Source organism: Komagataeibacter oboediens (genome assembly GCF_003207815.1).
In the GTDB taxonomy this organism is placed as follows: Bacteria; Pseudomonadota; Alphaproteobacteria; order Acetobacterales; family Acetobacteraceae; genus Komagataeibacter; species Komagataeibacter oboediens.
On record NZ_NKTX01000005.1, the window covers coordinates 87,098 to 101,144 of the forward strand.

A 14,047-nucleotide genomic window follows, 5' to 3' on the forward strand; every position below is an offset into this window, starting at 1 on the left:
ATTTCCGTCATACTGGGGCATCATGCAACTGCCTGCCTTTCCATTGCGCCTGACACACATCCTCATGGCCACCTTGGTGTGCGCCAGCTTTACCACGCCTGCCCTCGCGGGGTCGTTCGATGTCGAGGACGGGTACGGTGATGGAGAAGTCTCCGAGATTTCGCGTCTGTACGTCGATGAACAGCTCGTCGCGACTTTCCGTCTTGATCATGACCATACCAGCCAGACCGCCCATGTGGAGACAGCAGTCAGCCGTGTAAACCACAGCTACGCCCTGTGTGGCGAGATTACGATCCGCCGTCCCGGGGGCAGGATCGAAATCCATCAGGTCAGTGGCGAAGGTGTGCTGCATGAACCCGATGGCCACCATCTTGTTGCCCTTGGCGCGCGGAATTTTACAGAATTCTATCTGGCTGATCCGGATGACCCGAATGTGGTCGAACGCCATCCCGGCCGCAGCAGCCTATGTGCCGCGCCAACATCGTAAGGGCGTTCAGCTGTCATCCGCCGCAAGAAGTGCAGCCTGCTCTTCCTGCGTCAGTGCATCGACGAATTCATCCAGTTCCCCTGCCATGACCCGGTCAATCTTGTACAGTGTCAGCCCGATGCGGTGATCGGTGACGCGCCCTTGCGGGAAATTGTAGGTACGGATGCGTTCCGAGCGGTCGCCCGTGCCAACCTGCGCGCGGCGATCGGCGGCGCGGGTTTCGTGGGCTGCGGCGCGATTGCGTTCATACAGGCGCGCGCGCAGGATCTTCATCGCCTTGGCTCGGTTCTTGTGCTGGCTTTTTTCTTCCTGCATCGCCACAACGATGTTGGTGGGCAGATGGGTGATGCGCACCGCGCTTTCGGTTTTATTGACGTGCTGCCCCCCTGCCCCGGATGCCCGGTAGACATCGATGCGCAGGTCTGTCTCATTCACCTCCACATCTACTTCTTCCGCTTCGGGCAGGACGGCGACTGTCACGGTGGAGGTGTGGATGCGGCCCTGGCTTTCGGTCGCGGGGACGCGCTGGACACGGTGTACGCCGGATTCGTATTTCAGCCGCGCGAACACGCCGCGTCCGGTAATGCTTGCGATCCCTTCGCGCAGGCCACCAAGTTCGGACTGGTCATATTCCAGCACCTCGAACCGCCAGCCGCGCTGGTCGGCATATCGCTGGTACGCGCCGAACAATTCTGCCGCGAACAGTCCTGCTTCATCCCCGCCCGCTGCGGGACGAATTTCCAGAATGGCGCTGCGTTCGTCCGCCTCGTCACGGGGCAGCATGGCAAGGCGGATGTCATGACGCAGTTCGGGTATCTGCCTGCGCAGTGTCTCCAGTTCGGCTTCTGCCAGTTCCTTCAGTTCGGGATCGGCCAGCATCTGGGTTGCGTCATGTTCAGCCTGTTCCGCCGTGCGCAGCGCGCTGACGCGGGCGACGATCGGCTCCAGTTCCGCGTATTCGCGTGAGGCCTGGCTGAAATCAGCCCCCGACATCCCTTCCGCCAGAAGGGCCTGCAGTTCCTCGCAGCGGGCGACAATACGGTCCAGACGGTCGTCAAACTTTGCCACGATCAGGCCTTTTTGGGTGTTCCGGACAGAAGGAAGCCCGCCACGCCATCCATCGGCACTTCGGTCTGCTGCCCGCTGTCCAGATCCTTGACCTGCACCACGCCGCGCGCAATCTCCTCGCTGCCGATCACGATGGCATGGGTGGCGTTCATGCGGTTGGCGCGCTCCATCCGGCGCTTCATGTTGCCACGATAGGATGTTTCGGCCCGCACGCCAGCCCCACGCACCGCCTGCAGGACGGTTATGGCCGCTGCCTGTGCATCCGTTCCCATGGGAATGATGGCAACCGGGCGCGGGTCGGCGGGAATGTCTTCAAGCAGCATGGACAGGCGTTCGATCCCGCCAGCCCAGCCGATCGCGGGGGTTTTCGGGCCACCCATTTCGGCCACCAGCCCGTCATACCGGCCGCCAGCCAGCACGGTACCCTGCGCCCCAAGGCGCTCGGTCACGAATTCGAAGGCGGTATGCCCGTAATAATCCAGCCCGCGGACGATGCGCGGGTTTTCACGGAAGCGCACGCCCATCACATCCAGCGTCCGGCGCAGGTCATCCCAGAATGCCAGCGCGTCCGGCGTCAGGAAATCGGCGATCATCGGGGCATCGGCCAGCAATGCGCGGTCCTGCGCCGCCTTGCTGTCCAGAATACGCAGCGGATTGCGGTCCAGTCGGGTCTGGCTGTCGGGTGACAGGTCGGCGCGATGGTCGCTGAAATAGGCGATCAGGGCGGTGCGCCACGCATTGCGGCTGGCCATGTCGCCCAATGTATTGAGTTCAAGCACCACGTCATGCGCAATGCCAAGTCCCTGCAGCACGTCACGCCCCATGGCGATGACTTCGGCATCGGCCAGTGGTTCGGCGGCGCCAAGCAGTTCCGCCCCGATCTGGTGGAACTGGCGGTACCGTCCCTTCTGCGGGCGTTCATAGCGGAACATCGGCCCGGCATAGAACACCTTCTGCGGCAGGGACTGCGTCAGCCCGTTGGTGACCAGCGCGCGGCAGATGGCGGCCGTGCCCTCGGGGCGCAGGGTCAGGGATTCACCGCCCCGGTCCTCGAAGGTGTACATTTCCTTGGAGACGACATCAGATGTATCGCCCAGCGAGCGTGAAAAGACCCGTGTATCTTCAAAAACCGGGGTCGCCCATTCGTCAAACCCGTACAGGCTGACAATTCGGCGCGCGGTTTCCACAACATGGTTGAAACGCCTGCGGTCCTCCCCAATCAGGTCATGGGTGCCACGAACGGGTTGTAAGCTGCTCACTACGCGATATTCCTGCATTCAATCCGGCCCTGTCCGCATATGGGCCGCCGGTCAGGCCGCGCGCCATTTACGGCGCGCGGCGTATCATTCAGTCCGTGGTGGACATGCTGGCCTCACGGGCCATTTCTTCAGCCGGAGTGTTGTTGGCGTCGGCTGCTTCCAGCGTGGCCACCTTCTTTTCGACCAGATCGACAATGTGCTCGATCATGTCGCCAGCCGGCATGGTGTGGTCCTGCTTGCCCGCGGAATAGACCATGTGACGGCCCGAACCGCCGCCGGTCACGCCGATATCGGTCATCAGCGCCTCACCAGGGCCGTTGACCACGCAGCCGATGATCGACAGCGTCATGGGCGTCTTGATGTGCGCCAGCCGGTCTTCCAGCGTCTGCACGGTCTGGATCACGTTGAAGCCCTGACGCGCGCAGGACGGACAGGAAATGATCTTCACGCCACGGTGGCGCAGGCCAAGCGACTTCAGGATATCCCAGCCGACCAGCACTTCCTCTTCCGGCTCTGCCGACAGGGAAACGCGCATGGTGTCACCCACGCCCGCCCACAACAGGTTGCCCAGCCCGATGGAGGACTTGACCGTGCCGGCGCGCTTGCTGCCCGCTTCGGTAATGCCGATATGCAGCGGGTGGTCGCATACATCGGCCAGCTGCTGGTAGGCCGCGACCGCCATGAATACGTCCGATGCCTTCACGCTGATCTTGAATTCATGGAAATCATGATCTTCAAGGATCTTGGCGTGTTCCAGCGCGCTTTCCACCAGCGCGTCGGGGTTCGGCTCGCCATATTTTTCCAGCAGGTGCTTTTCCAGCGAACCGGCATTGACGCCGATGCGGATGGAACAGTTGTGGTCCTTCGCCGCGTTCACGACCTCGCGCACGCGCTCGGCGCTGCCGATGTTGCCAGGGTTGATGCGTAGGCAGGCCGCACCGGCCTTTGCGGCCTCGATGGCACGTTTGTAGTGGAAGTGGATGTCCGCCACGATGGGGACGTTCACTTCGCGCACGATTTCGGCCAGCGCCTTCGTGCTTTCCTCATCGGGGCAGGAAACGCGCACGATATCCACGCCCGCCAGTTCGGCACGGCGGATCTGTGCGATCGTGGCCTCGGCGTCCGTGGTCAGGGTGTTGGTCATGGTCTGGACCGAAACCGGGGCATCACCACCGACCGGCACGTTGCCGACATGGATCTGCCGCGACTTGCGGCGCTCGATGTGCTGATAAGGACGATAGCTGCTCATTATGTGCCCTCCAGATAAGGCGGCGGTTTGTGCTCCGGCCCGCCGTGGCGGGGCGTGGCACGGCCCGTGGATCTGTTACATGCCGGTTTCCGGCATGGTGACCCTCAGGGGACCATGCCGTATGGAGACCATTCTACTCCGGATCGATGTGCTGCGGGAGGGGCGGCGAAAGATTATTGCCACTTCCCGTTATGGATGATGCGCCGGGGACCTGCGTGCTGGCCGTGGGTGACGGCGCGGACGGATGGATGACGGGCGCCGGGCTGGCATGCATGACCGACCCGTCCGCCACCGCTGCGGGGCTGAGCGGAATGTTACGCCGCACCTCCCCATTCCGGCCCAGCGGCTGCGTCGTGACGCCGCCCGCAACCAGTGTCAGGCCGCCCGCATTGCCAACCGTCAGCACAAGGCCGGACTGGTCCTGTGGCGTCTGCCATGTCTCCCCGGGCTGCATGACGTGATCATATAGCACGGACCCGCCGGGTTTGCGGACCTGCACCCATGTTGCGGCGGTGGCGTTCAGGGTTACGCCATCGGTGGATGCGGTGGGCTGTGCCGCCGCGGCGGCCTGCTGCGCCAGCACATTACGGTCCTCGCCCATTTTCTCCAGCGGCTGCGTGGGGGCAGCCGGGGCGGGTTCGGGCATTGGTGGTGCTGCCTGCTGCACGGGTGCGGGCGTGCTGCCGGTCAGGGCTTCGCGCTCCTGCTGGGGAAGCGGCTGCGGCGGCGGTTCGGGCCGTTCATCAGCCGGGGGCAGGACGGACGCCACCTGCGGCGATGCCGTGGTGGCAGATGAGGAAATTCCCGGCAGGGTCAGCTTGCCCGGAAGGTCATGGCCCAGCCCGTCCGTGCCGGTCAGTCTGTACCAGCCGATATAGGCCCCCACCAGAATGACGATACCGCATAACAGGAGTACCCCCATGGGCAGTCCACGGTCGGGCAGCGGTACGGGAAAGGACAGTTCGGACCGGCGGGTGAACGCGCCACGGCTTTCAACCTTGAAGCGTTCGACCAGTTGTTCGGCTTCCAGTCCCAGCGCCTTGGCATAGGTGCGCAGGAAACCTACGGCATAGGCGCTGCCGGGCAGTTCGCCGGGGCGGCCGGCTTCCAGCGCCTCCAGATACGGCAGGCGGATGCGCAGCCATGCCGCGACATCGGGCAGTTTCCACCCCAATTCCTCGCGCCGCGCACGCAACATGTCCCCTACCGATGCGATGGGTGTCGTACCGGGTGCCGGGGCTGTCGTGCCTGACGCGGTTTTTGGGCGGAAAATGCGTTTGCCGTCGCTCATCCGTAGCGGGCCCTCTCCTCCTGACGGATCAGGGCATCAATGGCCTGATCGACCAGTTCCTTGATGATCTCACCGACAGACTGTTCGCCCGTGATCATGCCGACCGACTGTCCCGCCATGACGGAGCCGTTTTCCACGTCGCCATCCACCACGGCACGGCGCAGCGCACCAGCCCAGAAGTGTTCGATATCCAGCTGGGCCGCTTCCTTGGTCAGTTCACCGGCCTGGAAACGACGCAGCGTTTCCGCCTGGTGCTGCACGAAACGCCGTGTGCCCGCGTTGTTCAGCCCGCGGACCGGTATGACGGGGAAGCGTTCATCAAGCTGCACGGACGTGACCGCATCGCGCGCATTGGCGCGGATGAAGGCTTTCTTGAAGTTTTCATGTGCGATGCTCTCACGCGATGCGGCAAAGCGCGTGCCAAGCTGTGCGCCCGAAGCCCCCTGTTCCAGGTAGGACAGGATCGCGTCGCCTCGGCCCAGACCACCGGCGACGAATACCGGCACGTCATGGATATGGGGCAGGATTTCCTGTGCCAGCACGGTCAGCGAAACCGGACCGACATGGCCGCCTGCTTCTGATCCCTCGATCACCAGCGCATCGACGCCAAGACGCACCAGCCGCTTGGCCAGGACCAGCGCGGGCGCGAAGGCGATGACCCTGGCGCCCCCTTCCTTGATGGCGCGGATGACCGGGCCGGAGGGAATGCCGCCAGCCAGCACCACATGCGTGATGCCCGCGTCGATGCAGACGCGCACAAGTTCATCAAGCTGCGGGTGCATGGTGATCAGGTTGACGCCGAACGGGCGCGTGGTCAGCGCCTGCGTCGCCGCGATTTCCTCGGCCAGACGCGCGGGTTCCATCGCGCCACAGGCCAGCACGCCAAAGCCACCGGCATTGGAAATGGCGGATACAAGGTTCCGCTCGCTGACCCATGACATGGCCCCCGCCAGCAGCGCGTATTCGCTGCCAAGGAAGCGCGTGCCACGCCCCCACAGCCGGTCAAGCCGGGCGCGGGCTTCCGCCCGGCGCGTGGGGTCCGTCAGGGCGGAGGCGGTGTCGGTGGCGTCTGACATCTGGTTTCCGCTCACGCCGCGTCCAGACCGTAGGCGGTGTGCAGGGCGCGCACTGCCAGTTCGGTATATTCGGACGCGATCAGCACCGAGACCTTGATCTCGCTGGTGGAAATGACCTGCACGTTGATGTTGCGCTCCGCCAGCGTGCGGAACATCGTGCTGGCCACGCCTGCATGCGAACGCATGCCGACACCCACGACGCTGATCTTCACCACGTCATCATCGGTCTGCAGTTCGGTGTACCGGGTGGCGCCATGGTTGGCTTCCAGAACCGAAATCGCACGCGTAAGGTCGGTCTTGCCGACCGTGAACGTCATGTTGGTCGTCCCGTCGTCGCCCGTGCTCTGGACGATCATGTCCACATTCACGTTGGCATCGGCCAGCGGGCCGAACACCGCCGCCGCAATACCCGGGCGGTCAGGGAGCTGGCGGACGGAAATCTTTGCCTCGTCCCGGGAGTAGGCAATTCCGGCGACCTGTTCCTGTTCCACGATTTCGTCCTCATCCACGACTAATGAACCGGGCAGATGCCCCTCTGACGGTGCGGGACCGTCGGTGAAACTGGACAGCACCTGCACCCGCACGCGCTCCTTCATTGCCAGTTCCACGCTACGGGTCTGCAGCACCTTGGCCCCTACGGATGCCAGCTCAAGCATTTCCTCATAGGTAATCTTGTCCAGCTTCCGTGCCTTGGTAACAATACGGGGGTCGGTTGTATAGATTCCGTCCACATCCGTGTAGATATCGCACCGGTCCGCCTTCAGCGCCGCCGCCAGCGCCACGGCCGAGGTATCGGACCCCCCGCGCCCCAGCGTCGTGATCCGCCCGTCCGGGCCGATCCCCTGGAATCCCGCCACGACCGGCACCTGCCCCGCCTGCATGCTGCTGATCAGATTCGCGCCATCAATCGAGGCGATGCGGGCCTTGCCATGCGCATCATCCGTACGCAGCGGGATCTGCCAGCCCAGCCATGACCGGGCGTTGACGCCAAGGTTCTGCAGCGCGATGGCCAGCAGGCCACTGGTGACCTGTTCCCCCGTTGCAACGACGGTGTCGTATTCGCGTTCATCGTGCTGGGGCGAGAGATCACGGCAGTAGCCGACAAGGCGGTTGGTCACGCCGGACATGGCGGAGACGACAACGGCAACCTCGCACCCGGCCTCGACCTGTTTCCGGACTTTTTCCGCGACGGCACGAATCCGGTCAAGATCGGCGACGGACGTGCCGCCGAATTTCATCACGATCCGCGGTACGGTAGGGGACATCGGAATAGTGGCTCCATTATGGCTCGGGCTTCAGCATATCCGGAGTGTGGGCCTGTTGGCCAATCCGGGGCATTGCGGTTATGCGCAAGCCGCGTCACATACATCTCCCCAGCTTCCGCGTCCAGCGGGAGAAAGCCAAATGAAAGGCGGTGCACCCATGCAGCATCACGATTCGCCCGTTCTGTCGGCAGATTCCGTCGCCCCGGAGGAGATCGCCCATTTCAGCGATCTGGCTGCCCGGTGGTGGGATCCCGTCGGCCCGATGCGCCCCCTGCACGCCATGAATGACCTGCGCACGGGCTGGAGCCTGCGTCACCTGCCCGCCCCGGTGGCGGATGATGACGAGCGCCGCACGCTGCTGGACATTGGCTGTGGCGCGGGACTGGCCAGCGAGGCATTTGCCCGCGCCGGATTCGACGTGACCGGCCTGGATGCGTCGCAGGCGGCGATTACGGCAGGTCGGCTGCACATGCGCCAGCACCCCCTGCCCGCATCTGCTGGCCCGCTGTCCTACCGTTGTGGCAGCGCCGAGGAACTGGTGGCCGAAGGCGCGCGCTTTGACGCGATTTCCGCGCTGGAAGTGATCGAGCACGTAACCGATCCCGCGGCCTTCCTGCGCATGCTTGGCGGCATGCTGCGGCCGGGCGGCGCCATGGTGGTTTCGACCATGAACCGCACGTGGCGGTCCATGGCCATGGCCAAGATCGGGGCGGAATACGTCCTGCGCCTGCTGCCGGTTGGCACGCATGACTGGCGCAAGTTCATTACCCCGGCCGAAATGGGGCAGTACGCAGCCCGCGCGGGCCTGCGCATAACCGATATCGCGGGTATGGTACCCGCTCCCGGTGGCTGGCGTGAAAGCCGCGACATGGCGGTGAACTATATTGCGGCGATGGTGCGCGACTGAGCAATGGCGCCCCGGAAGGGCGCCGTCCGGCGTCAGATCGTGTTCATGAACGCGAATGTCGTCGGGCTGCCCACCGGGGTGAAGTTCCATGTGAAGTCCAGCACGCCGGTCTGGGCATTGACCTTGAATGACGTGACGGAATCGCTGCGCTGGTTGGCGCAGAACAGGTATGTGCCGCTAGGGTCGAACATCATCGCGCGGCCATAATCGGCATGCATCCAGATTTCTTCGACCAGGTTAAGCGTACCGTCGTCATTCACATGGAAGCTGGCCAGCGAATCACCCAGCCGGTTCGATACGTACAGGTATTTGCCGTTGGGTGAGAGCAGGATGCCCGCCGCCAGCGTGCTGCCCCGGAAATGCGGGGTTACGGTGCTGACGGTCTGCTGGGGCACGATTTCGCCGGTCTGGGGATTGAAAGTGGCGGCAACCACTTTCGAATCCTGTTCGCCCAGGATGTAGATCATCGTCCCCTTCTCGTTGAAGGAGAAGTGGCGCGGCGCGGAACCCGGCGTCATGGTGATGAATGGCGTCTTGGCGGGGACCAGCCTGCCGGTATGCAGGTCCAGCGTCCAGACATATACCCGGTCCAGCCCCGCATCGCACGCCAGCACATACCGGCCTGACGGGTCGGATGCCACCATGTGGACATGCGCGCTGGAATGGTCGCTTATGGCGAAGTTGCCCGGTGGATTGTCTGCAGCACGGTCGGGCATGCGCGGGCCGGTATTGTGCACCACGTCCGTCGGGTCGCCCAGGCTGCCATCGGGGTGAATGGGCAGAACGCCCACCGTGCCACCCATGTAATTCGCCACCAGGACGTATTTGCCCGATGCATGCACGCTGAGATGCGCGGGCACCGCGCCGCCTGACCGCACGACGTTGAGCTTGGTCAGTTCCCCGCTGGAACGGTTGACGGAAAACGCGGTGACGCAGCCTTCACCATTGGCGTTGAAGTCATTGATTTCGCTGAGGGCATAGAGGTGCTTGAAGTCAGCGGATATGGCCATGAACGAGGGGCTGGCGATGTCCACATAGGTCATGAGCGGCGACAGGCTGCTGGTGTCGGGGTTCATCTCGAACACGGAAATGCCCTGCCCGTTGCCTGCCCCGCCGGGCGGTCCATGCTGGGTATAGCCACCGATATAGCAGATGGTGCGCGGCTTGGTCGCGACCTGTGCCACGGCGCGGCGCGACAGGGCGGGCACGCCGGCGGCGGCCAGTGCGGTGGCAAAGGCACGGCGGGAAATATTGCAGCTCATGGAATAAGGGTCATCCCCATTGGTTGAGAATTGTTTTCTGGGGCCTTCAGGGCAGTTTGCACGCCGGGCCGATCGTACCAGTATAGCGGCTCCACGTTTCGGTTTCACCAAATAAAGGCACGGCGACGAAACCACGCAGCTTGAGATCCCCCGACTGGGACACCCATAGCTTGGCATGATAGACATGCCCCGTGTCGGGATCGGTCACGTGGCCGTTCCAGTGTCCTGCTTCCTTCGGGTCAGGCGTAAACCCGTTCAGCATGGGCAGGTTGCATTCCGGCTCACCACGCTTGTCGCGCGGCATTTCGGTCGTGTAGCGCACGCCAGCCAGCCGTCCGCAGATTTCATTCCCGCAATGGGAAATCTCAAACACGCCATCGTGGTCCTTCGTCATCCACCGGCCGATAATGTTCGGCTCGCTCCCCTCGGCATGGGCCGTGGGCAGGTCGGTGGCCCCGACCGCCACCGCGCATAAGGCGGCAATGGCGCCCCTGGCCAGCCAGCGCGCAAGGCCGCCCCCCATGCGGTGTCCGGTCTGGCGCGTACCTGTGTGGCTTTTGCTGTCGTGCATTTCCAATCGTTCCCCCACATGGCGCGTGGCACGGCGGTGCATGCCGCGCGCTTGCGTGTTCCCTCTAGCTGTCGGCCCGGCGGACCCATGGGATGGCATGGACGTCCACCCCTTCCTCATCAAGTTCGGCCTGTTCCTGTGGCGTCATGCTGCCATAGATGCCACGGGCCTCGCTCTTGCCCCGGTGCATGTCCAAGGCCTCGCTGGCAAAGCGGTCCCCCACGTCGTCACAATGTTCCTCTACCGTGTGGCGTATTTTCTGTAACAGAGCGATCACGGCATCGGGCACTCCCGCTGACGCATGGCCGGGTGGCGTGACAGCGGGAGGCTGTGGCGCTTCCGTCTCCTGCCGGGGGGCTGCGGTATGGACCGCTGGCGCCATGAGCGCGCGGCTGATATCCGCTGTTCCACACTGCGGGCACGACAGAAGGCCGTGCGCCGCCTGGTGTTCGAATGCGCTGCTGCCGGGAAACCATCCTTCAAATTCATGGCCTGCACGACATCGTAGCTGGTACCGGATCATGCCCTCTCCGTCCGTGTGCCCTGTGTCAGCCCTTGCCCAGAAGGGTATCGAGTTTGCCCGACCGGTCCAGCGCCATCAGGTCATCACAGCCACCAAGGGGCGTATTGTCGATGAATATCTGCGGCACGGTGGTACGCCCACCCGAACGGCGGATCGAATCCGCGCGTTCCGGCGTGCCGTGCGGGGCATTGATCTCGTTGAAGGGCACGCCCTTGTGCGCCAGCAGACGGACCGCGCGGATGCAGTATGGGCAGCCGGGCTGGGTATAGATGTCAATAGACGGCATTGAACCTTCGCTTGGTCTGGTGTGTGTCCGCCACCATTGTGGCGGGTGGGTCTGGGTGTGCAGTTTACCCTATTGTTGTTCATGCTGGCCACAGGCACGGGCGGCGGCCAGCACATCAACCCGTGCCGCACCTGCGTCGCGCAGGCTGCGGGCGCATGCCGCAAGGGTTGCGCCCGTGGTCATGACATCATCCACCACGATGACATGCCGTCCCGCAATGTCACGACCCCTGTGGGCGCGCACGCCAATCGCGCCCTGCATGATGTCCTGCCGCCGCGCCCTGCCCTTCCCCTTCAGCGTGGGCGTGGCCCGCAGGCGTTCCAGCCCGTCGGGCAGGGCCATGGCCCCTGTCCGTCGCGCCAGCGCGCATGCCAGTAGCGCCGCCTGGTTGTACCGCCGGGCAAACAGGCGCAGCCGGTGCAGGGGCACGGGTATGAAAATGCTATCCTTGTGCACCAGACCGGTGGCTGCTGCCGCCATGTAACGCGCCAGCAGCACTGCGTTTTCCGTCCGGTCTGCATATTTCAGCGGCAGGATCAGGCGACGTGGCACGTCGTCATAGACCATTGCGGCGCGCCCTTCGTGCCATGGCGGCGGGGTTTCGGCGCATGTGGTGCAGGTCAGCGTCGGTCCGCCTGCGGCGCGGGAGGGAAACGGCAGCGCGCAGCGGTGGCAATACGGGGATGTGATCAGGTGCAGCTGGCTGACGCATGTCCCACATAACAGCCCTGCCTGCATGACATCGGCCCCGCAGCCAAGGCAACGGGGCGGAAACAGCGTGTCCAGCATGCGCGTGCCGGCCCGTCGCCACCAGGGGGATGCGCGGTGGTTCATGCCTTCACACGATCGTGGGCTTGGCAGCGGCAGGGCATGAGGGCACATCGGAACGATGGATGTGCCGCAGATATTTGACCGTCATGCCGTGCGCCTGCACCGCGACCGCGCGGCCGCCACTGTCGGCCATGTCCGGCCCGTGCTGGCGGAAGCGGCGGACCGGCTGCTGGACCGGCTGGATGATGTCACACGTCATTTTGGCGCGGCGCTGGACATTGGCGGGCGGGGCGTTGTCGCACCCGCCCTGCGGGCACGTCACATCCCCACCGTCACCACCGACCTGTCGTGGTCCATGTGCGCGGAAGACAGTGGGCCCGCGGTATGCATGGATGCGGAATGGCTGCCTTTCGCTCCTGACAGCTTCGACCTTGTGGTGGCCTGCCTGTCGCTGCACTGGGTCAATGACCTGCCGGGCCTGCTGGCGCAGGTGCGCAGCATACTGGCCCCGGACGGACTGTTTCTGGCCTGCATGCCGGTACTGCCTACGCTGGCTGGCCTGCGGCGTACGCTGATGGACGCCGAAATGGCACAGCGTGGCGGGGTTTCGCCGCGCGTTTCCCCCTTTCCGGGGGTACGTGACTGCGCGGGGCTGCTGCAGCGCGCGGGGTTTGCCCTGCCCGTGGTGGACGCTGATGTGATCCATCTGTCCTATCGCACGCCACTGGGTCTGCTGCACGACCTGCGCCACGGTGGGGAGACGAACGCCCTGCGCGAACGCACGCGCGGGCTGACGCATCCGGCCCTGCTGGCCAGGGCGCTGGAGCACCTGCCTGTGGATGAGGACGGGAACCTGGAGCAGGACCTGCATATGGCGGTCATGACGGGCTGGTCCCCTGCCCCGACGCAGCCACAGCCCCTGCGCCCGGGGCAGTTTAGCGTAAGCCTGGAGGATGCGCTGCGCGGGACGCCGTGACATGGCGTGTGCCCTTATCCGCCCGTGACACTCATGTGCCGTGTGACCCGGGCGGGATCATCGGCATTGCGGCCGATCAGGAAATCATGCCCGCGCGGCTTGCGCAGGATGGCGGCGCGGACGTGATCCATCATGTCCACGTCATCCGCCCCGGCGCGGAGCGGCGCGCGCAGGTCGGTCGAGCCCTCATGCCCGAGGCAGGTATACAGCCGCCCCGTGCAGGACAGGCGGACACGGTTGCAGCTTTCGCAGAAATTGTGGGTCATGGGCGTGATGAAGCCGATCCTGCGCCCCGTTTCGGCAATGCGGGCATACCGTGCGGGGCCGCCGGTGCGGTAGGACAGCGGTTCCAGCGTCCAGCGCTGCTGCAGGTCGCGACGCACATCTGACAAAGGCAGGTAATGGTCGGTCCGGTCCTCGCCCGTCTCGCCCATGGGCATGGTTTCGATCAGGCACAGATCCGCGCCGATTTCGCCACACCATGCAATCAGGGTGTCAAATTCATCCGCGTTTATCCCCGCCATGGCCACGGTATTGATGCGGATATCCAGTCCCGCCTCCCGTGCGGCGCGAATACCGTCCAGCGTACGGGCAAGGTTGCCGCGTCGGGTAATGCGCGCGAACCGGTCGGGATCAAGGGAATCCAGGCTGACATTGACCCGCCGCACGCCGCATGCGCGCAGCCCGTCGGCAAATCCGGCCAGGCGGCTGGCATTTGTGGTCAGGGTCAGTTCATCCAGCCCCGCCTGCCCGTCCGGCCGGCCCAGCCATCCACCCATTTCACGGAAAAAACCCATGACATCGCGCCGCACCAGCGGCTCGCCCCCCGTCACGCGCAGCCTGCGCACGCCGTGCCGGATGAAGGATGCGCACAGCCGGGCCAGTTCATCCAGCGACAGGATCTCGGCCTTTGGCAGGAATGTCATGTCTTCGGACATGCAGTAGATGCAGCGCATGTCGCACCGGTCCGTGACCGATACGCGCAGGTAGGTCAGCAGGCGACCGTAGGAATCAGGTAACGGGGCAGCCAGCAATGCGGGATTCATGCAGCCCTCC

Annotated in this window: 15 protein-coding genes; 3 read left to right on the forward strand and 12 right to left on the reverse strand. The window is 64.4% G+C overall.

Going from position 1 to position 14,047, the window contains the following annotated elements:
- Nucleotides 1–22 precede the first annotated feature (22 nt).
- On the forward strand, nucleotides 23–487 hold the full coding sequence (locus CFR80_RS04925; RefSeq protein WP_042658775.1) for a hypothetical protein: 465 nt from the start codon (nucleotides 23–25) through the stop codon (nucleotides 485–487).
- A gap of 6 nt (nucleotides 488–493) precedes the next feature.
- On the opposite strand, the gene prfA is transcribed toward CFR80_RS04925, so the two are convergent.
- The 6 genes from prfA to CFR80_RS04955 all read right to left on the reverse strand — a co-directional run bounded on the left by prfA (nucleotide 494) and on the right by CFR80_RS04955 (nucleotide 7,695).
- Nucleotides 494–1,555 (reverse strand): peptide chain release factor 1, encoded by a 1,062-nt coding sequence (prfA, locus tag CFR80_RS04930; protein WP_010513459.1) that lies wholly within the window; start codon nucleotides 1,553–1,555, stop codon nucleotides 494–496.
- A gap of 2 nt (nucleotides 1,556–1,557) precedes the next feature.
- Nucleotides 1,558–2,814, reverse strand: a complete 1,257-nt coding sequence (gene hisS, locus CFR80_RS04935) for a histidine--tRNA ligase (RefSeq protein ID WP_042658780.1) — start codon at nucleotides 2,812–2,814, stop codon at nucleotides 1,558–1,560.
- A gap of 88 nt (nucleotides 2,815–2,902) precedes the next feature.
- Nucleotides 2,903–4,063, reverse strand: a complete 1,161-nt coding sequence (ispG, locus tag CFR80_RS04940; RefSeq protein WP_010513457.1) for a flavodoxin-dependent (E)-4-hydroxy-3-methylbut-2-enyl-diphosphate synthase — start codon at nucleotides 4,061–4,063, stop codon at nucleotides 2,903–2,905.
- A 133-nt stretch (nucleotides 4,064–4,196) separates the two neighbouring features.
- Nucleotides 4,197–5,354: a helix-turn-helix domain-containing protein gene (locus CFR80_RS04945; RefSeq protein ID WP_010513456.1), complete on the reverse strand. Its 1,158-nt coding sequence runs from the start codon at nucleotides 5,352–5,354 to the stop codon at nucleotides 4,197–4,199.
- A complete protein-coding gene (locus tag CFR80_RS04950; RefSeq protein ID WP_010513454.1) occupies nucleotides 5,351–6,430 on the reverse strand; it encodes an NAD(P)H-dependent flavin oxidoreductase in 1,080 nt (359 codons plus the stop codon). Before CFR80_RS04950 ends, CFR80_RS04945 begins: the two co-directional genes overlap by 4 nt.
- Before the next feature lie 11 nt (nucleotides 6,431–6,441).
- Complete coding sequence (locus CFR80_RS04955) at nucleotides 6,442–7,695, reverse strand: aspartate kinase (protein ID WP_029329302.1); 1,254 nt, start codon at nucleotides 7,693–7,695, stop codon at nucleotides 6,442–6,444.
- Nucleotides 7,696–7,852: 157 nt separating this feature from the next.
- On the opposite strand from CFR80_RS04955, the gene ubiG reads away from it, so the two are divergent.
- Nucleotides 7,853–8,602: a bifunctional 2-polyprenyl-6-hydroxyphenol methylase/3-demethylubiquinol 3-O-methyltransferase UbiG gene (gene ubiG / locus CFR80_RS04960; protein ID WP_029329301.1), complete on the forward strand. Its 750-nt coding sequence runs from the start codon at nucleotides 7,853–7,855 to the stop codon at nucleotides 8,600–8,602.
- Between the two features lie 32 nt (nucleotides 8,603–8,634).
- Here ubiG and CFR80_RS04965 read toward each other — a convergent pair whose 3' ends face one another.
- From CFR80_RS04965 to CFR80_RS04985, 5 genes are all read right to left on the reverse strand, one after another.
- Entirely contained in the window at nucleotides 8,635–9,864 is a 1,230-nt protein-coding gene (locus tag CFR80_RS04965) for a lactonase family protein (protein WP_010513451.1), read from the reverse strand.
- A gap of 46 nt (nucleotides 9,865–9,910) precedes the next feature.
- On the reverse strand, nucleotides 9,911–10,435 hold the full coding sequence (locus tag CFR80_RS04970) for a DUF2147 domain-containing protein (protein WP_029329300.1): 525 nt from the start codon (nucleotides 10,433–10,435) through the stop codon (nucleotides 9,911–9,913).
- A 64-nt stretch (nucleotides 10,436–10,499) separates the two neighbouring features.
- Entirely contained in the window at nucleotides 10,500–10,958 is a 459-nt protein-coding gene (locus CFR80_RS04975; RefSeq protein WP_010513449.1) for a DUF1178 family protein, read from the reverse strand.
- A 25-nt stretch (nucleotides 10,959–10,983) separates the two neighbouring features.
- Nucleotides 10,984–11,244 carry a glutaredoxin 3 gene (gene grxC / locus CFR80_RS04980; RefSeq protein WP_010513448.1) on the reverse strand — a complete coding sequence of 87 codons (261 nt, stop codon included), beginning with the start codon at nucleotides 11,242–11,244 and terminating at the stop codon, nucleotides 10,984–10,986.
- A gap of 69 nt (nucleotides 11,245–11,313) precedes the next feature.
- Nucleotides 11,314–12,078 carry a ComF family protein gene (locus CFR80_RS04985; protein WP_010513447.1) on the reverse strand — a complete coding sequence of 255 codons (765 nt, stop codon included), beginning with the start codon at nucleotides 12,076–12,078 and terminating at the stop codon, nucleotides 11,314–11,316.
- A 55-nt stretch (nucleotides 12,079–12,133) separates the two neighbouring features.
- Between CFR80_RS04985 and CFR80_RS04990 the strand changes: the two genes are divergently transcribed.
- Nucleotides 12,134–12,991: a methyltransferase domain-containing protein gene (locus tag CFR80_RS04990; RefSeq protein WP_010513446.1), complete on the forward strand. Its 858-nt coding sequence runs from the start codon at nucleotides 12,134–12,136 to the stop codon at nucleotides 12,989–12,991.
- Between the two features lie 14 nt (nucleotides 12,992–13,005).
- Here CFR80_RS04990 and moaA read toward each other — a convergent pair whose 3' ends face one another.
- Nucleotides 13,006–14,037 carry a GTP 3',8-cyclase MoaA gene (gene moaA / locus CFR80_RS04995; protein WP_010513445.1) on the reverse strand — a complete coding sequence of 344 codons (1,032 nt, stop codon included), beginning with the start codon at nucleotides 14,035–14,037 and terminating at the stop codon, nucleotides 13,006–13,008.
- Nucleotides 14,038–14,047 lie beyond the last annotated feature (10 nt).